The 17,911-nt window shown below is 72.6% G+C and carries 16 protein-coding genes; 10 read left to right on the forward strand and 6 right to left on the reverse strand.

Annotation, left to right across the window (positions count from 1 at the left end):
* Positions 1-42 precede the first annotated feature (42 nt).
* From ACWCSV_RS11385 to ACWCSV_RS11405, 5 genes are all read left to right on the forward strand, one after another.
* Complete coding sequence (locus ACWCSV_RS11385; RefSeq protein ID WP_451141167.1) at positions 43-1,935, forward strand: GTP-binding protein; 1,893 nt, start codon at positions 43-45, stop codon at positions 1,933-1,935.
* A gap of 193 nt (positions 1,936-2,128) precedes the next feature.
* The gene (locus ACWCSV_RS11390; protein ID WP_451140871.1) at positions 2,129-2,635 is read left to right on the forward strand and encodes a DUF4232 domain-containing protein; all 507 of its coding nucleotides are present in this window, start codon (positions 2,129-2,131) and stop codon (positions 2,633-2,635) included.
* A gap of 166 nt (positions 2,636-2,801) precedes the next feature.
* The gene (locus ACWCSV_RS11395) at positions 2,802-3,383 is read left to right on the forward strand and encodes an ArsR/SmtB family transcription factor (protein ID WP_451140873.1); all 582 of its coding nucleotides are present in this window, start codon (positions 2,802-2,804) and stop codon (positions 3,381-3,383) included.
* Positions 3,380-3,856, forward strand: coding sequence for a DUF1707 SHOCT-like domain-containing protein (locus ACWCSV_RS11400; RefSeq protein ID WP_451140875.1), 477 nt, complete (start codon positions 3,380-3,382; stop codon positions 3,854-3,856). Before ACWCSV_RS11395 ends, ACWCSV_RS11400 begins: the two co-directional genes overlap by 4 nt.
* A gap of 7 nt (positions 3,857-3,863) precedes the next feature.
* Positions 3,864-4,529, forward strand: coding sequence for a M15 family metallopeptidase (locus ACWCSV_RS11405; protein ID WP_451140877.1), 666 nt, complete (start codon positions 3,864-3,866; stop codon positions 4,527-4,529).
* Between the two features lie 125 nt (positions 4,530-4,654).
* Here the strand turns inward: ACWCSV_RS11405 and ACWCSV_RS11410 are convergent, their stop codons facing one another.
* Together ACWCSV_RS11410 and ACWCSV_RS11415 are read right to left on the reverse strand one after the other, a co-directional pair.
* The gene (locus ACWCSV_RS11410) at positions 4,655-5,944 is read right to left on the reverse strand and encodes an SLC13 family permease (RefSeq protein ID WP_451140879.1); all 1,290 of its coding nucleotides are present in this window, start codon (positions 5,942-5,944) and stop codon (positions 4,655-4,657) included.
* 17 nt (positions 5,945-5,961) lie between these two features.
* Positions 5,962-7,146 carry a CaiB/BaiF CoA transferase family protein gene (locus ACWCSV_RS11415; protein WP_451140881.1) on the reverse strand — a complete coding sequence of 395 codons (1,185 nt, stop codon included), beginning with the start codon at positions 7,144-7,146 and terminating at the stop codon, positions 5,962-5,964.
* A gap of 131 nt (positions 7,147-7,277) precedes the next feature.
* On the opposite strand from ACWCSV_RS11415, the gene ACWCSV_RS11420 reads away from it, so the two are divergent.
* From ACWCSV_RS11420 to ACWCSV_RS11430, 3 genes are all read left to right on the forward strand, one after another.
* The gene (locus tag ACWCSV_RS11420; protein WP_451140883.1) at positions 7,278-8,168 is read left to right on the forward strand and encodes a LysR family transcriptional regulator; all 891 of its coding nucleotides are present in this window, start codon (positions 7,278-7,280) and stop codon (positions 8,166-8,168) included.
* A gap of 424 nt (positions 8,169-8,592) precedes the next feature.
* Positions 8,593-9,420, forward strand: a complete 828-nt coding sequence (locus ACWCSV_RS11425) for a hypothetical protein (protein ID WP_451140885.1) — start codon at positions 8,593-8,595, stop codon at positions 9,418-9,420.
* Between the two features lie 383 nt (positions 9,421-9,803).
* Complete coding sequence (locus ACWCSV_RS11430; protein WP_451140887.1) at positions 9,804-11,279, forward strand: hypothetical protein; 1,476 nt, start codon at positions 9,804-9,806, stop codon at positions 11,277-11,279.
* 83 nt (positions 11,280-11,362) lie between these two features.
* Here ACWCSV_RS11430 and ACWCSV_RS11435 read toward each other — a convergent pair whose 3' ends face one another.
* The 4 genes from ACWCSV_RS11435 to ACWCSV_RS11450 form a co-directional block, all read right to left on the reverse strand.
* A complete protein-coding gene (locus ACWCSV_RS11435; protein ID WP_451140889.1) occupies positions 11,363-12,121 on the reverse strand; it encodes a DUF4232 domain-containing protein in 759 nt (252 codons plus the stop codon).
* Positions 12,122-12,800: 679 nt separating this feature from the next.
* A complete protein-coding gene (locus ACWCSV_RS11440; protein WP_451140891.1) occupies positions 12,801-13,775 on the reverse strand; it encodes a hypothetical protein in 975 nt (324 codons plus the stop codon).
* Entirely contained in the window at positions 13,772-14,785 is a 1,014-nt protein-coding gene (locus ACWCSV_RS11445; RefSeq protein WP_451140893.1) for an SPFH domain-containing protein, read from the reverse strand. The genes ACWCSV_RS11440 and ACWCSV_RS11445 overlap by 4 nt, the downstream gene beginning before the upstream one ends.
* A 232-nt stretch (positions 14,786-15,017) precedes the next feature.
* Positions 15,018-15,593 carry a TetR/AcrR family transcriptional regulator gene (locus ACWCSV_RS11450; RefSeq protein ID WP_451141169.1) on the reverse strand — a complete coding sequence of 192 codons (576 nt, stop codon included), beginning with the start codon at positions 15,591-15,593 and terminating at the stop codon, positions 15,018-15,020.
* Positions 15,594-15,851: 258 nt separating this feature from the next.
* Between ACWCSV_RS11450 and ACWCSV_RS11455 the strand changes: the two genes are divergently transcribed.
* Both ACWCSV_RS11455 and ACWCSV_RS11460 read left to right on the forward strand, forming a co-directional pair.
* Positions 15,852-16,775, forward strand: coding sequence for a phosphatase PAP2 family protein (locus ACWCSV_RS11455; RefSeq protein WP_451141171.1), 924 nt, complete (start codon positions 15,852-15,854; stop codon positions 16,773-16,775).
* Entirely contained in the window at positions 16,772-17,887 is a 1,116-nt protein-coding gene (locus ACWCSV_RS11460; RefSeq protein WP_451140895.1) for a DMT family transporter, read from the forward strand. Before ACWCSV_RS11455 ends, ACWCSV_RS11460 begins: the two co-directional genes overlap by 4 nt.
* Positions 17,888-17,911: the final 24 nt, after the last annotated feature.

Consider the following 17,911-nt stretch of genomic DNA (forward strand, 5'->3'; position numbering starts at 1 on the left):
ACCGCCGCTACCGCCACAACGCCCGGCGTTCGGCGGCTCAATCTGGGCGTGGTGGCCCACGTCGACGCCGGCAAGACCAGTCTGACCGAGGCACTGCTGCACGCCGGTGGTGCCATCGACCGGACCGGCCGGGTGGACGACGGCACGACGCAGACCGACACCCTGTCCCTGGAGCGGCGACGGGGCATCACGATCCGCTCCGCCGTCGCGACGTTCGAGATCGATGACGTCACCGTCAACCTCGTCGACACCCCGGGCCACCCCGACTTCATCGCCGAGGTCGCCCGCTCACTTGCGGTCCTCGACGGTGCGGTCCTGGTGCTGTCCGCCGTGGAGGGCGTACAGGCCCAGACCGTCGTGCTGTACCGGGCGCTGCGCCGCCTGGGCATCCCGGTGGTCTTCTTCGTCAACAAGATCGACAGGGCCGGCGCCGCACCCGGGAGGGTCCTCGAGGGGATCCGGAGGCGCCTGAGTACGGCTCTCGTCCCGCTCGGTCACGTGCGCGACCCCGGTACGTCCGCAGCCGAGGCCGCGCCGTGCGCGTGGGAGGACCCGGTCGAGGCCGAGCGGCTGACGGGCTTGATCGCGGACCACGACGAGGATCTGCTCGAGGACTGGCTCGCCCGGGACCGCTCCCTCGGACCGCAGCGGTTGCGTGCGGCCCTCGGGCGCCTCACCCGTGCCGGTGTTGTTCATCCGGTGGTGTTCGGGTCGGCCAGGACCGGGGCCGGCGTCCGGTCTCTGATCGGCTCCATCACCGCACTACTGCCCGTGGCCCCCGGCGACGACCGCGCGCCGGTGGCGGCACAGGTGTTCAAGGTCGAACGGACACCGGGCGGGCAACGGGTCTGCACGGTACGGATGCGTGCAGGAACGCTCGGCATCCGCGACCGGGTGTCGCTCGGCGCCGGCCGGTCGGCGACCGTGACGGCCGTCGAGGTCTTCGAACCCGGCGGCGCCATCCAGCGCCCTTGTGCGACGGCCGGCCGGATCGCACGTGTCCGGGGCCTCGACGGCGCTCGGATCGGAGACTGGATCGGCTGCCGCCCGGCCACCCCCACCGCGGCAGCGGTGCTGCCGGAACCCGGCTTCGAGACCAGGGTGATGGCCCGTGATCCCGCCCGGCAGAGTGAGGTGCACCAAGCTCTTGCCGAACTCGCCGACATCGACCCGCTGATCGCCCTGAGGCCCGAGCGCGGTGTCGCACGGATCCGGATCTACGGCGAGGTGCAGCAGGAGGTACTGGCCGACACGCTGGCAGCCGAATACGGCATCGACGTCGACTTCCGCGACACCGGTGTCGTCTGCGTCGAACGACCGTCAGGATCCGGTAGGGCCGCGCTGCGCAGGGGCGAACCCGGCCACGTGTACGACTACACCCTCGCGGTGACCGTCGAGCCGACCGCGCCCGGCGCCGGTGTCGAACTCGTCGTCGCCGCGGACCGCGCCACCCTCCCCTTGCACGTCTACGGCAGTGTCGGTGGATACCGGGCCGCGATCCTGGAGTACCTCCACGACCCTCTGGCGGTCGGTCCGCACGGATGGCAGGTGGCCGACGTACGCATCGCGGTCACCGACAGCGGCTACTCCCCGCCGAGCCCACGCGCCGCGGAGGTCCGGCGCACGACCGGCCTGGTCGTCCGCGAGGCACTCCGACGGGCCGGTACGGCCGTCTGCGAGCCCATCGACCGGTTCGCGCTCGAAACGCCGGCCGAAGCGCTGCCCGCCGTGCTCGCTCTGCTCGGCCGCCACGGTGCGGTCCCCGAAGCCGTCCGGACCACCGGGCCCCTCGCGGTGATCACCGGAACCCTGCGGAGAGCGGAGGCGGGCGCGGTGCGTGCGGGGCTGCACAGCGCTGCTCACGGTGAGGGCCTCCTCGAAGCCACCACCGACCACTACCGGCCCGTGCGAACCACCCACAGGAGGCGGCAGTGAAGCCGCCGCCGGCGGCGAAAGGGTCGGTTGTGGCAGTTCTGGGACATATCTCGCGAGGGAACGCGGGCAGGAATGGCGGCGACCATGGTTCTGGCGGAGAACAGCCGCAGGCCAGCGAAGAACGGGCTGCCCCTGACGCGTCGCGTGCCCATCAGGGATCACGGGGGCGGCCCCAGGGCAAGGAGCGTTCTTGATGCGTATCGACCAGAGGATCACCGTCGTTCTCGCCGCCGCCGTGCTGGCGGGCGGAGCCGGTGCGGGGGCCGTGCAGGCTTCACCGGCGGCAGGCGACGGCAGTGCTCCCTCGGCCTGCCGGCCGGCCAATCACGCGGCGACGATCACCCGGGCGGACAACACCGCCGGGCACAGTCACTACCGCGTCACCCTGACCGCGCCGCGTGGGTACGAGCCCTGCGAGCTGGCGGGTTCGCCCACCGACGCGCGGTTCCTGAACCACGGCGCGGACAGCGGCATCACCGCCGGCAGCTACGGCGACCAGAAGGCCTCGGTGACCTTCGGTCCGGGGCACCCGGTGCACTTCGACATCCAGGTTCCGAGCAGTGGCCGAGGCATGCCCGCCGACGAGGCGGCGTTCACGCTCCAGGCTCCGGGCGGCGAGATCCCCGGCACGTCCTTCGCCGAGGGGGCGTTCACGGTGGCCACCGGCGCCCTCGTCGGCCCGGTCCAGCAGGGCGCCTGACCTCTTCCCGTACTCCCGGTGGCGTTCCGACGGCATCCCGCCGCGGGACGCCACCGGTCGTCGGGGGACCGGAGCGAGACTCGCACACTTGCAACTAGTGCTGCCTTCTTGATGGTTGTAGAATTTTTCAACCAATGGAGGACAGTCCAAAGAGTGGGGCGGTTGGATGGTCGCGCAGGGTTCGGGCACGTCCCCCGGCCGATGGCACGGGGTGCACAAAGCGCTCGCCGATCCCCTGCGCATCCGGCTGCTGGAGGCGCTCTGGCAGCGGCCGCAGTCCGCGCGTGAGCTCGCCGACGGTGCGGATCTCCCGGCCGACCGGCTCTACTACCACCTGGACCGGCTCGAACGGGCCGGGCTGATCGAGATCGCCGAGTACCGGCCACTGGCTCGTGGCAGGGTCGAGCGGGTCTACGCCCCCGCGACCACGGAACCCCCTGGTGACGCCGCGAGTCCGGAGGCGATGGCCGAGTTCCTCGGCGCGATGCTGGACGCCACCCGGGCCGACATCAACGCAGCCCACCGGTCGAGGCAGGCCGGTGGCCGACGAGAGGTCGACCTGCACCGAGGTGCGCTACGGCTGACCGACGAGGCGCTCGCCGAACTGCGCGCACACATCGGGCGCCTCGCCGCCAAGTTCGGGGACCGCGACGCTCCCGGGGTCTGGACACGGGTGGTCGTCTCACTCGTCGACCTGCAGGACCGCCCTGTCCCCGATGCCACGAACCTGCCCGAGGAGACGTCATGAAGGAACACGAAGGGCACTTACCCGACCCGCCGATACGAGCCTCGGACGCCGAACGCGACCAGGCCGGGGCACGGTTGAAACACCACTACGCGGTCGGCCGACTGACGCTGCCCGAACTCGAAGAGCGCGTGGGCGCGGCGTACCAGGCGCGCACGCGTGACCAACTGGCTTCCCTTCTGAGCGACTTGCCCGGAGAGGCCCCGGACTCGACCCGGCCCGCGCGGGCCATCGACTCCCGCCTGTTCATCATCCTGCTCTGCTGCTCACCGCCGGCTGCGCTGGTCCACTGGATCGTCGTCCAGCTCATGGAACGCCGGAGAGGACACCGGGCGCGGGCCCTGCGAAGCGGGAACCGCACCGGACCAACGGGCGGGGCACGTCCACGACTCACCCCCGCCGCGAAGGAACCGACAGTCCAGGAGCGAGGGCCCGCTGACGACCCGCGAGATCACCGGGCGTGCGGTGCGAGATGATCACCGCATGAATGAGATCGTCTTGATGTCGGATCCGGCCGTGGCCGCCATACCCGTCGTGGAGTGCGGGGAACCCCTCGTGGACGTCCGCCGGGACGGCCGGCTGCTGGTCGACCCGCGCAAGCAGGATCCGGCGGACGCCTTCGCGCATCTGCGGGAGGGCGTGCTGGAGCGGCTGGTGGAGGCACAGGCGCTGCTGCTCCCGCAGGGCCTGCGACTGCTGTTCGTCGAGGGCTACCGGCCCCCGGCGCTCCAGCGCGCGTACTTCGAGGAGTACGCCGGCCAGTTGCGGGCCGCCCACCCCGACTGGTCCGCCGAGCGGATCCACTCGGCGGCCAGCCGGTACGTGTCGCCGCCCGGCATCGCCCCGCACAGCGCGGGTGCCGCCGTCGACCTCACCCTGGCGGACGCCGAGGGCCGCGAGCTGGACCTGGGCACCCGGATGAACGAGGACCCCGAGGAGAGCGACGGCGCCTGCTACACCCACGCCGCCAACATCACTGCCGAGGCCCGTGCCAACCGGGAACTGCTGTGCTCCGTGCTCGCCTCCGCGGGGCTGGTGAACTACCCCACCGAGTGGTGGCACTGGTCCTTCGGCGACCGGTACTGGGCTCTGGGCTCGGGCGCGGCCGCGGCACTCTACGGCCCGAAGGAACTGATGGGGCCGGCCTGACGGCACTTCCACGGCGCGGACGCCGGGAGCCCGCCGCGCGCACGCACCGACCTGTTCGTCGGTGGTGCCGTCGCGGCGGGCCGTGCCCAACGGCCTTGACGCGGCCGCACCGAGGCACTACCGCGTCACCACCACCCGAAGGCGAAGCACGCCAGCGCGGGGCCGACGACCACGGACGCCAGCCCGCACCGCAGCAGTTGGCGGAAGAGCGGCGTACGGTCCTCGGGCTTCGCGGCACCGAGGATCAGGCCACCGGTGATGCCCAGCGGGTTGATGTCGACCAGGATCGAGGCCAGCGCGACCGCGAGTACGGCGCCCACCGGCGAGGCGCCCTCGGCGACCACGGCCGGGACCAGCGGGATCGTGGTCGCGAAGACCGCGATGGAGCTCGCTGCGAAGGACGTGACCCCCGCGATGTAGCAGAGCACGAGCAGGCTCAGCATCGGAGAGCCGTCCACCCGCAGCAGATCGCTGATCCGGGTGAATGCGCCCAGGTCCTGCATCAGGCCGACATAGGTGAGCAGACCACCGATGAGCAGCACGATGTTCCACGGGATCCGGGAGATGATCTCGTTCGGCTCCAGCCGGAGCGCCAGCTGCTGGACGACCGCGGCGGTGAGCCCCAGGTAGCCGATGTTGATGTCGAAGCCGACCGACAGCACCACCACCGTCAACAGGCACCCGAGCGTGAGGTAGCGGCCCCAGACGGGCTGCGGGGTGCGCCCGGCGGCTCCGTCGCCGGTTGCCTCCTCGGCGGTGGGCCCCTCGGTGTCCGGCCCGCCGGCCGGGGTGAGCCGGCCACGCGGCATGGTGCCGGTACGGAACCCGACCACGAGGCATACGGCGCAGATGACGAGGCCCGCCAGCAGTCCGCCGACGAAGAAGCTGACCGGCGCGGAACCGGGCAGGTCGAGCCCCATCTTGTCGCCCAGCCGGTTGGCGCTGGTGCCGAACACGGCCAGGGGCGAAAGCAGTCCGCTGATGATCCCGGTGATGCCGAGGACGGCGGCGATGAACGGGGGTATCCCGTACCGCGCGGCGAGCCCCAGCGCGACGGGCGCGACGATGGCGGTGGCGGCGGCCGGCAGGGTGCCCACCGCCGTCAGCACGGCACCGATCAGGAACGGCACCAGCGCGACCAGCAGGGCCCGGCCACCGACCAGGCGGAGCACACCGTCCAGGAGCCAGTCGAGCGTGCCGTTGATCTGGGCGACGGCGAACAGTGCCGTGATCCCGACCAGCAGGACGAAGAAGTCGCCCGGAAAGAATGCCGTCACCTGGTCCGCGGTGCGATCGGCGGCGAGACCAACGAGGAAGGCGGCCGGCAGGGCCGCGAGCCCGATGTTGAACCTCGGGACGAGCGTCGCCAGGAAGAGGGCGACGAGAACGACGATGGAGACGTCGGCCATGGACATCTGTGAGTCCCCCTGGATCAGATGACGCCGCGGACGGCGAGGTCGTCGATGGCGGCGGGGCCGAGGCCGAGTTCACCGAGCACGGCACGGGTGTGCTCGCCCAGGTGCGGTGCGCTGCGGTCCACGGTCTGGCCGAATCCGGAGAACCGTCCGGCGGAGCCCTGCACGAGACGGGTGCGCCCGTCGTGCTCGTCGGTCACCTCGACCACCGATCCACGCGCCCGCACGTGGGGGTCGGCACAGATGTCCGCGGCGGAGTTCACCGGTCCGCAGGCTACGCCCGCCTCGTCCAGCAGTTCGGCCAGGGGGGCGAGGTCGTGACCGGCCACCCAGGCGGCCACCCGGCCCTCGATCTCCGCGCGGTGCTCGATCCGGGCCGACATCGTCCCGTACACCGCGAGGTCCGGCGCGTCCATCGCGACGACCAGCCTGCGCCACATCTGCTGGGTCGACGCCGGCAGGGCCAGCCAGCGCCCGTCGCGCGTCCGGTAGAGGTTGTTGGGGCTGATGTGGGGATTCTCGTTGCCCTGGCGTTCGCGGACCTCGCCCGTCTCGCCGTAGTCGACGATGAAGTCCTCCATCATCCGCAGCAGCGGCTCGTACAGGCCGATGTCGGCCAGCTGCGGCTCGCCCGTCAGGTCCCGCTGACGCAGCGCGAGCATCGCCGCGAAGGCCGCGTAGATCCCGGTGACCCCGTCGGCGACCGGATAACCCGCGAACACCGGCGGCCCGTCGGGAAACCCCGTGCGGTGGGTCAGCCCGGCGAAGGCCTCCGCGACACGGGCGAAGCCGGGGCGCTCCGCGTACGGACCGGTGCGCCCGAACGCGCTCACGTGCACCATGACGAGGTCGGGCCGGCGGGCGACGAGGTCGTCGAAGTCGATGGAGAACCGGCGCAGGGTCGCCGGCCGGAAGTTGGTGACCACCACGTCGGCCGTGGCGGCGAGCCGGCCGACGAGGTCGGCGGCCTCCGGGTGGTGCAGGTCGATCGTCACGCTGGACTTGTTGCGGCCGACGACCGCCCAGCCCGCGGAGACTCCGTCGTCGTCGAGCGGCGGATAGCCGCGCGCGGGGTCACCGGTACCGGGCTGTTCGACCTTGATCACCTCCGCGCCGAACTCGGCGAGGAGGGAGGAGGCCAGAGGGCCGGCGAGGACGGTCGAGATGTCCAGGACACGCACGCCATTGAGGGGTCCGGGCACGGAAAATCCTTTCACGAGCAATCAGCACGTCACGGCGATGCGTGACCCGCGTCACGATGTCGTGGTGCGAACGCTGCGGGAAGATGCCGTCCTCTGGATCAGGTGAAAGCCAATGGCAATAACATGGGTCGATGCGAGTCGAACGCGCCCGGTACTTCCTCGCCGCGCTGCGCACCGGATCCCTCCGGTCGGCGGCGGTGGCCTGCGGGGTCAGTCAGCCGACGATCGGACAGCAACTCACGGTGCTGGAAGAAGAGTTGGACGTCGTCCTGCTGACCCGGAGTCCGGGAGGCGTACGCGCCACACCGGCCGGTGAGGCGCTGATCGGCCCGTTCACCCGTCTCGTGGCGGCCGAGGACGCGGTGCGCGAGGCGGCGCTCGCCTCCAACGGGACATATCAGGGCCGGGTGTCCATCGGCGGCGGTTCGGTGACCGTCGAGACGATCGTCGCGCCGGTCGTCGGGCGGCTGCTCGCGGACCACCCCGGCCTGCGGTTCTCCGTACGCGAGGGCCCCTCGGGCGACATCGAGAGCGCGGTGCTCAGCGGCGACCTGGACCTCGGCGTGGTCACCACGCCCGACGAACCCGCACCCGGCGGACTCGTCCGGCGACGGCTCATGACCGCGCCGCTCGGCGTCCACACCGGGCCGGACCACCCGCTGGCCCGGCGCGGCGAGGTCACCTGGGCGGACCTGGAGCACTGGCCGATCGTCACCATGAGGCCCGGCACCGTCCTGCACCAGCGGCTGCGCAAACACCTTCCGAAGGCCCAGGTGATGGTCGAGGCGATGTCGGCGCGTACCGTGCAGACCATGGTCACCCGGGGTGCCGGGATCGGACTCCTCGCCCGCTTCGACACACGTCAGCCCGCGGGCGACCTGACCTGGCTGCCGCTCGCCGATGCCGAGCCGGTCCAGGTCAGCCTGGTGCAGCGCACGGACAGCCAGCCGTCCCGCTCCTCCATCGTCGTACGGCGCCTGATCACCACCCGCGCCGACGAGTTGTCGGGACGCACGGCCTGAGGGACGCCGGCGGCCTGGAGGGCGAGGGCGTGCGCGCGGCCTCGGCCGCGCCGGCGGGCCGCAGGCTGATACGTGGTGGTCTCGGCGCACTCGGCGTTCGGACACGGGGCAGTGGAGTCCCGTCCGATCAGTCCACGGCCTTCCGGCAGCCGGGGCGTTCCAGGTCCACGCGCTCGACCTGGGACTCCAGTTGGCACAGGTCGCGCTCCATCGACCAGCGGATCATGATCATGACGTCTGCTACATTGCCTGCACCCTGCAGGAATGACCTGACGGTACGCCGACACCCATCGCGCCGAACGCACGTGCTGCGAGGGAGTCGCCCCGTCGTCCCTCCGCATCAGTCGCCATGTCGGCCGGGCCACCGCGCACTCGGACCACTGCGCGGCCGACCGCAGGCCGCACCTGGAGAGAGATGACGAACGTGACCCGACTCGTACCGTCCGGCGCCCGCGTCACCCGGATAGCCGGCACCGGACTGGCGGCCCTCATGATGGCCGCCGGTACGGCCGCCTGTTCCTCGGACGACGGGAACGGCCGGCCCGCAGCCGGGACCTCCCCGAAGGCCGAGGTGCTCACGGAGAACGGCTACCGCGGCCTTACGCCGGGCATGAGCAAGGACGACGCGCTGACCGGCGGGGCACTGAAGCCGACGCCGATCTCGCTGCTCGGCGGTTGCACCGACTTCACCTTCACGGGGTCAGCCGCCGGCCGGCCCGCTCAGGACAGTTCGCGGATGGCGGCGGAGGCCGAGGCCGAGGCGAAGCTCAAGGATCTCGACGCGAAGGCCGACCAGGCAGCCACCGCCACGTCGGACCCGCTGCCGACCCTGCCGCCGAACGCCTCCGCGGCGGAGTCCGCGGAGTTCGCCGAACGCGCGTCGGAGGCGGCCGGGCAGCTTCAGGCCGACACGAAGGCCATCGCGGACGCAGCCCAGGCCCAGGCCGAGGTCATGAAGCTCCGCGAGGAGCGGGACAAGGCGTTCCTGGCGCAGGGCCGGGTCTCCTTCGGCGCCGCCGGGCTGCGCGAACTCGCGGTTCCGGCCGCCGCACGGACGGGTGCGGACATCGGCGCCGGGTCCACCCTCGCGGAGTTGAAGGAGGCTTACGGTTCCCACGGCCTCGCCCTGGCCGACAACGGACGGTACCGCGTGCCCGTCGACGGAAAGCAGGGCTGGGCATACGAGTTCACCATCGACGGGGACAAGGTGAGCGGTCTCGCCCTCCTCAACCCTGACATGAAGTGCGCCTGACCGCACGGTAGTCCGGCGTGGACCCCGCACCGCTGATCGTGCGGGGACACCCGCCCGAGCGGGGGTACCGGCTCCGGCCGGACCTGCACCTCCTTGTTGTGGCTGGTGGTGTTGCGTACGGACACCCGTGCGCTCTCCGCGCCTCCGTCGAGGGAGACGGTGTACGTACCTGCCGAGGAGTACGGCGAGGACACCCGTGCGGCGAGCGCGTACGTCCCGGTGGGCGGAACGTCCGCGTCGTACGTCAGCCACTCGCCGCCGCGCATCCGGCTGACCCGGACATCGCCGCAGACCCGCTGGAACGCGGAGAGAACCCTGTGTGAAACTCGGGGTCGACACGGGTCGACACGCAGTCAACTCGAAGGGGCGGATGGGTACCTGACATGTCGGACACCAACCCACACCCCGTCCACCTCGACGCGGTGGTGAACGGCCTCGCGAGCAACCCCGCGCTGCCGCCCGGAGCGTTCCACCGCTTCCTCGCCCACCGGCGAGGACACACTGCGATCGCCGGGCGCCCCGATCTGACCGACGACCTGGCCGACGCGATCGTCGCCGTCGACGATGTACGGCTCACAAGCGCGCTCGCCCGCAACCGGGCTCTCCCGCACGCGTACCGGACGACGCTCGCCGGGCATCCGGACCCGTGGATCCGGTTGGCCTGCGCGGTCGCCGCGGCGGACGCCCCGCGAGAACTGTTCGAGCGACTGCTCGTCAACCCCGACCCCGGGGTGCGCGAGCTGGTCGCGCGGAACGACCACGTGCCCGGGGACCTGCGCGCCCGGCAGGCGTCCGACCCGGCCCCCCAGGTCCGGGCCTCGCTCGCCCAGTGGTGGCCACAGGCCCCCGAACCGGTGCGCCGCCTTCTCCTGACCGACCCCGACGACTCGGTGCGCGCGGCAGCCTGTTCGACCTACTACCCGCGGCTTCCGCACCCCGTCCCGCCCGCCGATCTGGTCCCGGCTCTGCTGGCCGACCCGGGCACCCGCGCCGGGGCGGTACGTCACAGCGCGCTGGACACCGGGACCGCCTCCGGGCTCGCCCACGACCCGGACGAGGAAGTACGCCGGGAGCTCGCGGCACATCCCGAACTCCCCTCGTCGGTTCGTGACCTCCTCGCCGAGGACCCCAGCCCGCTCGTCCGGGTCCGCGTCTTCGCCCGTCAGGACACGCCGCAGCCGGCCCGCGCCGCGATCCACGCCCGGATCACGACCGGCGCACTTGGGACCGACCGGCTCTTCGACCCCCGTCAGGACCTGGACGACGACGCGCTGGACCGCGAGATCGCGGACCGCCTGGCCCGGGCGGAACTCCGCTCCCTGCGGCTCGCGTGGGTGACGGCCGACCCCCTGCCGCACGTCGACTCGCCCTACGCCTGCTTCCGCGCGTCGGCCGCGATGTCCGACTGCCTCCCGGAACACCTCGTGAACCGGCTTCTCCACGACGAGGAGAGCGACGTCCGGACGACGATGGCTCTGCACGCCCGGGACAGGATCGACCCCGGGACCGCCGAACGCATCGACCGGAGTCACAGCCCGGCCAAGAGGATGTCATGGCGTCCGGCCGACGCATTCCCCCTTCCGCCGGCCGTTCTGCGCCGACTGGCCACCGACCCGGACCCGAGAATGAGACAACTGGCCACGCGCGACCCCGATCTGCCGGTCGGACTCCTCCGCGCCCTCGCGGCCGACTCCGATCCGACGGTGCGCCGAACGGTCGCTGCCCACCCCGGAGTTCCGCTCGCCGACCTGACACGCCTGCTGGCCGACCCGTCGGAGCATGTCGCGACCGCGGCGGCCGGCAACCCCGGCCTGCCGCCCGGGGAGATGCACCGGCTCCTCACCCTCGCAGGTCTGTGACACCGGCGCCGCGCCCCGCCGCGCACCGCACCGCACGCCGCACGCCGCACCCCGACCCTCCGCGACCGGCCGGACACCTGCTTCTACTCGCCCGCCACGGCGGTGGTCGTGAACCGGTCGCCGCAGACGAGGGGCTGGGCGGTCCGCAGGGTGAGCGCCCGGGTGGAGCCCGGCGGATACACCTTGAGGTAGTCGGGACGGCTCCAGCACGGGGAGTCGGAGACGCCCTCGTTGTTGGTGTGGAGGGTGACCTCGGCCGTACCGCCGGGGCCGATCGCCGTACGCGTACCGGCCTTTCCCTCGTGCGTGGCCGGCACGCCGACCGCACTGCCGTCGCGCCGGATCAGCGAGACACCGGGGTAGCCCGTCAACGTGCAGGCCTCCTTGGACGTGTTCGTGAACGTGAGCCGGTAGTAGACCTGGCCGGCACCGGCATCGGCGGGAGACAGGCTCATGGTCAGCGTCTCGGCCGCGCACCGCTGGGAGGCACTCGCCCCACCGGCTCCGGAGGCGGTGGAGGCAGCCGGAGACGCGGAAGGCTCCGACGGTCCGGAGGGGGCGGGGCCGGTGGCCGAAGCCGAGGGGCTGCCCGCCGTGGGTTCGGCGGAGTTACCGGGCGCCTCGGGTGTGGCGCCCCCTGCCATGGAACTGCTCGCGCCGGCCGGTTCGGACGATGTGGAGCCACTGCCGCCGCAACCGGCGGCGGCGAGGGCGAACGAGGCCGCCAGGACCGGGACGACTCCGAGCCGACGGAATCCGCCGGAACGCGGCGTACGCGTACGGGGCCCAGGAGCGGGGGAGCGGACGGCTGACGGTGCGGGGGTGCGCGGGAGAGAGTCCATGTCTGTCGCCTGCTCGGTCCCGCGCCTTTCGAACCTCGACGTCGCGGAACAAGTCCGAAATCGGGACCGGAACGGGAAGGAACCGCGAAAGCCGTAAGGGGTCGGAAGGGGGACGGGCGATGTGTACGGAGACGTACGGGACCGAGGCTTGTCAGGGCCGTTTCAGCCCCGCCTCCGGCACCACGGCGGGACGGGCGCCGGTGGCTTCGAATCGCGCCGCCCGCCCGGTCCTGGGACCATGGAGCCGTCGGAAAATCAGCTTCCCGACGGTCCCGATCCTGCTGGAGGTGGCCATGTCCTCGAAGCGTCGGCGTAAGAAGAAGGCTCGCCGCAAGCACCCCGCGAACCACGGCAAGAAGCCTCAGACCTGACGAACCGTCCGGCGTCTCTCCCACGCTCCCCGCGCCCTGCTCTGCTCGTGCGGGGCGCAATCCGCGCACTGCACCGCGGAGCGTGGGACGGTCTCCTGACGTGCCTGACCTGCCACGACCAGAGTTCGGCCCCGCCGCGCGATGCGACGGGGCCGAACCCGTCGCGGTGGGCCGCGCCCGGTGAGACCCGTCAGGCCCGGTCCGTGTCCTGCTCAATCCGCAACGGCATTCGGCACGGTACTTCCGCTCAGGCAGGGGGAGTTGGAGTGCGGGGCGGCGGCGGGTCCGCCCCGCATGGCCGGCCGCGCTCAGCCGATCAGCCGCAGGGAGGTAGGGGACATGCCGAGCCGCACGGCCTGGCCCCAGGTCAGTTCCAGCGCGTCGGACTCCATCCCGTCGCCGAACACCACCATCCGGTCCGACTCCACCGTCAGCCGCAGGCCCTGGCCGCGCCCCAGCTCCCCGGCGACCAGCGACGTCCCCGTCACCGGTGACGGCCAGGCCTCCCGGACGAACCAGAGCAGTCGGGGGTCCGAGGGGGCGGGCAGCCGCAGGTTGCTGCCGCGTTCCTGCCAGAGGGAGCGGAGCCAGCCGGTGGCGCCCGTGCCCGTGCCGACCAGCACGCCCGAGGACGCCTGAGCCTCCCCGGCACCACCACCGGCACCACCACCACCGGCACCACCACCGGCACCACCACCGGCACCGGCACCGGAGGGAGTGGCGGCCCCGGTGTCCGGGCCGATCCGGTAGCGGGCGGTCTGGTGGCCCGGGGGCCCGAGGTAGATCTCGTTCAGGGCCACCAGCCGTTCGCCGTCGTCCGCGACCGCCTCCACCATCGTCAGCTCGTCCGCACGGCCGCCGGCCCCGGGCACGGTCGCCGCGCGGAGCAGCGCTCCGGTGTCGCGTACGCGGTGGCGCACGAGGACCCCGGGATTGCGCCCGGGTTCGGTGTCGATGCCGATCACCGGCTGGCCGGCCAGGTACTTCGCCGCGTTGGCGACCAGCCCGTCCTGCCCGGCCACGATCACCACGTCCTCCGGCCCGAAGAGGAAGCGGTCCAGGTCGGCGCGTTCCACCCGGGAGCGGCGCCAGGTGAGCGGCACGGCGGACGCCACGTCGGCCAGCGCCCGCCGCATCCGGTGGTGGCGGGCCGCCACCTCGTCCAGGGAACGTCCGCGGCTGGAGAGGAAGAACGCCGCCTGGCCGTGCGTACCGTGCCGGGCGAGCAACTCCTCGTACTCCGTGGTCCGGTGCACGAGGACGGCACGGGGCGCGAGGCTCACGCCGGTGTCCCGCCGCCGGGGCGGCCGAGGCGGGCGAGCAGTCCGGTCAACACGTCGGGGGAGAGGGTGAGGCTGTCGATGTGCGGCAGGTTCTCGGCCAGCCTGGTCGCCGCGAGGGCGTGCAGGGTGGCCGCGTCGACCTCGCCGTGGACGCGCAGCCAGGCCGCCTGCGCGTCGGCCCGGGCCGCGCCCGTCTCCCGTGCGGACTCCGCTTCCGCCTTGGCCAGGCGCACCGCGCGGGACGCCTCGGCGCGGGCCCGGACGTCGTCGGCCGCCGCCTTCTCCTCGGCCTCCCGGCGGGCGTTGGTGCCCCGCTGGTCGACCAGCTGCTCCTCCCGGCGGGCGAGTTCGATCTGGCTGGCCAGCTCGTTCTCGGCGATGGCGCGTTCCCGCTCGACCGCCACCGCGCGGCGTTCGTAGGTGGCCCGGTCGGCCTCCTGCTGGATCTGCTCGCGGGCGGGGGTGCGCAGGGCGCGTTCCACTTCTGCCTCGGGGCGGATGGCCACGACCCGGGTCGCCACCACGTCGATCCCCGTCGCGGGCAGCCGGGGCTCGGCGGCGAGGCCGGCCGAGACCCGCTCGCGCACCAGGGCCACCCCGTCCACGAGCGCGGTGGCGAGCGGGGTGCGGGCCAGCGCGTCCAGGGTGTGCTGCTGCGCGGTCTCGGTCAGGAGGGTCGCGATCTGGTCGAGCGGGGAGCCGCGCCACACACCGGTGTCCGGGTCCACCGAGAAGTCCAGACGGGCCGCCGCCAGCGCGGGGTCGCTGACCCGGTAGGTGACGGTGGCCTGCACGGTCACGTCCTGGAAGTCGGCGGTACGGGCGTGGAACGCCATCGCCAGTTCCCGGTCGTCCACCGGTACCTCGGAGAGCGCGGCACTCAGCGAGCGGTACCAGAAGCTCAGGCCGGGGCCGTCGTGGGTGAGCACGCCGCGCTTGTGGTGGCGGATGTGGGCGGTGGGCGCGGAGCGCAGATGGCGCCAGCCGAAGCGCCGGGTGATGTCGGCCATGAGAACGGCCCCTTCCGTTTCTCGTCAGGGTGACGACAATGAGAGACGATAAGGGGGCGAGGGGATATCGTCAAGGGGACGAAAATGGGTCGAGGGGACCGGGTGTTCCGGGGTACGCGAACGGCCGGCGCCTTCGGTGGAAGTCGCCGGCCGTCGGGGTGCGCCGCCCCCGTCCCCACGGTGCGACGCGAGCGGGCCGTTCCCTCCGCTGGGATGGACGGCCCACGCTTCGTCAGGGCTCGTCCGGAGGAGTCTCCAGTCCGAGCCCGGGCAGGATGGCCCTCTCCGTGAACCGTACGAGGTACTCCGCGTCCGCGTGCCGGCTGTCGAGCAGCGGCCGTACGCGCACCATGCCGAACAGCTGGGCCGCGACGTACTCGGCGGTCGCGCAGTCGGGGGCGATCTCGCCGCGCTCCCGGCCTCTGCGGACCATGGTCTCGATCGCCGCGATCTCCGGCAGTACGAGGGACTCGCGCATCGCGCAGAGCAGCTCCGGGCTCTGCAGGGCGGCGTGGCTCAAGGCGTGCACCAGGGTGGTGTCGAGGCCGGAGCGCGCGCCGATCGCCCGCGCCGCAGCCAGCAGGTCACTCGCCAGGGAGCCGGTGTCGATGTGGGTGAGCGACCCGCGCCGGGTGCTGTGGAGCGCCGCGACAACCAGCTCGGGCTTCGATCCCCACTGCCGGTAGAGCGTCGACTTGCCGCAGCGGGTCCGCGCCGCGACGCCCTCCATGGTGAGGGATTCGTACCCGCTCTCGCGGAGCAGCTCCAGTACCGCCGCGTACAGCTCCTGGGCCCGCTCCGGTGTGATTTTCGACCTAGGCGACCGGGGTGAGGGTGCCGCCGACTCCGGTGTTCCGGGGGCCGGATTTTCCTGTTTCTCCTGCTTGTTGTCCGTTTCCTGCACGGAGTCCCGGGTCGGCACGGTTCGTTCCTCCTGGGACTTGGCAGTACAACGCTTCGATACGCCAGTGTACCGATACGTTTGCGTATCGGTACACTGGCGTATCGATCGGGTGTGGACTGGACCATGCCCAGGCACCACCGCAACGTCAGTAAAGGGGCACGGGTGATGTACGCCCGCAGAACGCCTGTGGAACGGGAGCCGGAAGCGTCGGCCCGCCCGCCCCTCGTCCGCGAACTCCTGCTCGTCGTCGGGCTCTTCCTCGTCTACAAGCTCGGCCGCCAAGCGGCCAGCGGTCATGTCGACGAGGCCTTCCGCAACGCCGGACACGTCTGGAACTTCGAACGGGCGCTCGGTCTGCCCGGGGAAGGTGACGTCCAGGGGGTCCTGCTGCACAGCGAGACCCTGATCCACCTGGCGAACACCTACTACGCGGCAGTCCACTTCCCGGCCACCGTGCTGTTCCTGGTCTGGCTGTACTGGCGCCATCCCCACCACTACGTCTGGTCCCGCCGAATACTCGCGGCGCTCACCGGCGCCGCCCTCGCGCTCCACCTCCTCTTCCCGCTGGCCCCGCCGCGCATGCTGGCCGCCGCAGGACTGGTCGACACCGGCCAGGTGTACGGACCGACGGTCTACGGCGCGACGCCCACCACCGACACCATGGCCAACCAGTTCGCCGCGATGCCGTCGCTGCACTTCGGCTGGGCCCTCATGGTCGCCATCGGACTCGTCGCCGCAGGCCGCTCCCGGTGGCGCTGGCTGTGGCTGGCCCACCCGCTCGTCACCCTGCTGGTGATCGTGGGCACCGCCAACCACTACTGGCTCGACTCCCTCGTCGTCTCGGCCCTCCTCGCCCTCGCGCTGGCCGCGATCCCGCTGCACCTGCCCTCCCGGGCGGTACGGCTCCGAGGCCCGTGGCCCTCCGCCACCGCGGCCGGATTCGCCGCCCCCACCGCGAGCCACCCGGCCTACGCCGGCGGCGTCCCCGTCCCCGCTGGAAGCGCCGCGTACGGCGGAAGCTCCGCGTACGCCGGTGGCGCGTCCGCCCCGCAGCAGACCCTCACCACCCCGGGAGCCGGACGGTGAACGCCACGCTGATCGCCATCCTTTTCTGCCTCGTCTCCGCGGTGGCCTACGCGGCCGCGGCCGTGGCCCAGTCCCGGCTCGCCGGACGCACCGAACCCGGCTCCGGCGGACTCCGGCTGCTCGGACGCGGCGCCTGGTGGGCGTCGGTCGGACTCAACGCCACCGGGGCCCTGCTGCACGTCGCCGCCCTGAAGTACGGGCCGCTCACCCTGGTCCAGCCGCTCGGCGCGCTCACCCTGGTGGCCGCCGTACCGCTCGGCGCCCGCACCGCGGGCCGCAAGGTCAGCGGCAGTGAGTGGCGGGGCACGGTCCTCACCCTCGTCGGACTGGCCGCACTGCTGACGGCGGCGGGCGGCGCCGCCCCGCACGAGACCCTCGGCCTCGGGGAAGCCCTCGGCGTCGGGGCGGTCACGCTGGCCGTGGTGTCCGGCCTCGGCCGGCCCGGAGCCCGCCCCGGCCTGCGCCACGCGGCCGCCTCCGGGATCACCTCCGGAGTCGCCTCCGCGCTGACCCAGACCCTGACGGTCGCCCTCACCGCGCACTCCTCGGGTGCCGTGCTGACCCCGCGCACCGTGGTCGTGGCCCTGCTGGTCGCCGCCTTCTCCATGGGCGGGCTGGTCTTCTCCCAGACCGCGTACCGCGACGGTCTGGGTGCGCCGCTCGCCGTACTGACCCTGGCCAACCCGGTGGCCGCCGCCGTGATCGGGATGGTCCTGCTCGGCGAGCGCCTCCAGGGCGGCCCCCTCAGCCTGATCCCGGCGGTCGCGGGCATCGCGCTCTCCGCGTGCGGAGTGATCCTGCTGAGCAGGGCGCAGTCGGAGATGCGGACCGAGGCGCAGACCGAGGCGCAGAGCCCGGGCCCGGCCGGGGAACAGGGGCCCGCACCGGTGCCGGACACGGAGGTGCCGGTCCGCCCCCTGCCCGCGTCCGCACCCGCGTCCGTGCCCGCCCCCGTCGCCGTACCGGGCCGCCATCCGGTCTCCTCCGTATCCGCCGCGCCCGGTGCCCGCCGGAGAGCCGGAGTCTGGCGGCGCACGGTCATCGGGAGTCCCAGGACCCTGGAGCGACCGGTGGCCGACAGCCCCGAACCCGCTGCCGCCGCCGGAAGCTGACCGGACCGTCCCACACGGGCCGCC

The sequence above is a fragment of the Streptomyces sp. NPDC001770 genome (assembly GCF_053596135.1).

Bases quoted from the DNA above. Each gene is read 5' to 3' on its own strand.
- ACWCSV_RS11390 (WP_451140871.1), top strand. From the start codon at position 2,129: ATGCGTATCGACCAGAGGATCACCGTCGTTCTCGCCGCCGCCGTGCTG.
- ACWCSV_RS11395 (WP_451140873.1), top strand. From the start codon at position 2,802: ATGGTCGCGCAGGGTTCGGGCACGTCCCCCGGCCGATGGCACGGGGTG.
- ACWCSV_RS11400 (WP_451140875.1), top strand. From the start codon at position 3,380: ATGAAGGAACACGAAGGGCACTTACCCGACCCGCCGATACGAGCCTCG.
- ACWCSV_RS11405 (WP_451140877.1), top strand. From the start codon at position 3,864: ATGAATGAGATCGTCTTGATGTCGGATCCGGCCGTGGCCGCCATACCC.
- ACWCSV_RS11410 (WP_451140879.1), bottom strand. From the start codon at position 5,944: ATGTCCATGGCCGACGTCTCCATCGTCGTTCTCGTCGCCCTCTTCCTG.
- ACWCSV_RS11420 (WP_451140883.1), top strand. From the start codon at position 7,278: ATGCGAGTCGAACGCGCCCGGTACTTCCTCGCCGCGCTGCGCACCGGA.
- ACWCSV_RS11430 (WP_451140887.1), top strand. From the start codon at position 9,804: ATGTCGGACACCAACCCACACCCCGTCCACCTCGACGCGGTGGTGAAC.
- ACWCSV_RS11435 (WP_451140889.1), bottom strand. From the start codon at position 12,121: ATGGACTCTCTCCCGCGCACCCCCGCACCGTCAGCCGTCCGCTCCCCC.
- ACWCSV_RS11445 (WP_451140893.1), bottom strand. From the start codon at position 14,785: ATGGCCGACATCACCCGGCGCTTCGGCTGGCGCCATCTGCGCTCCGCG.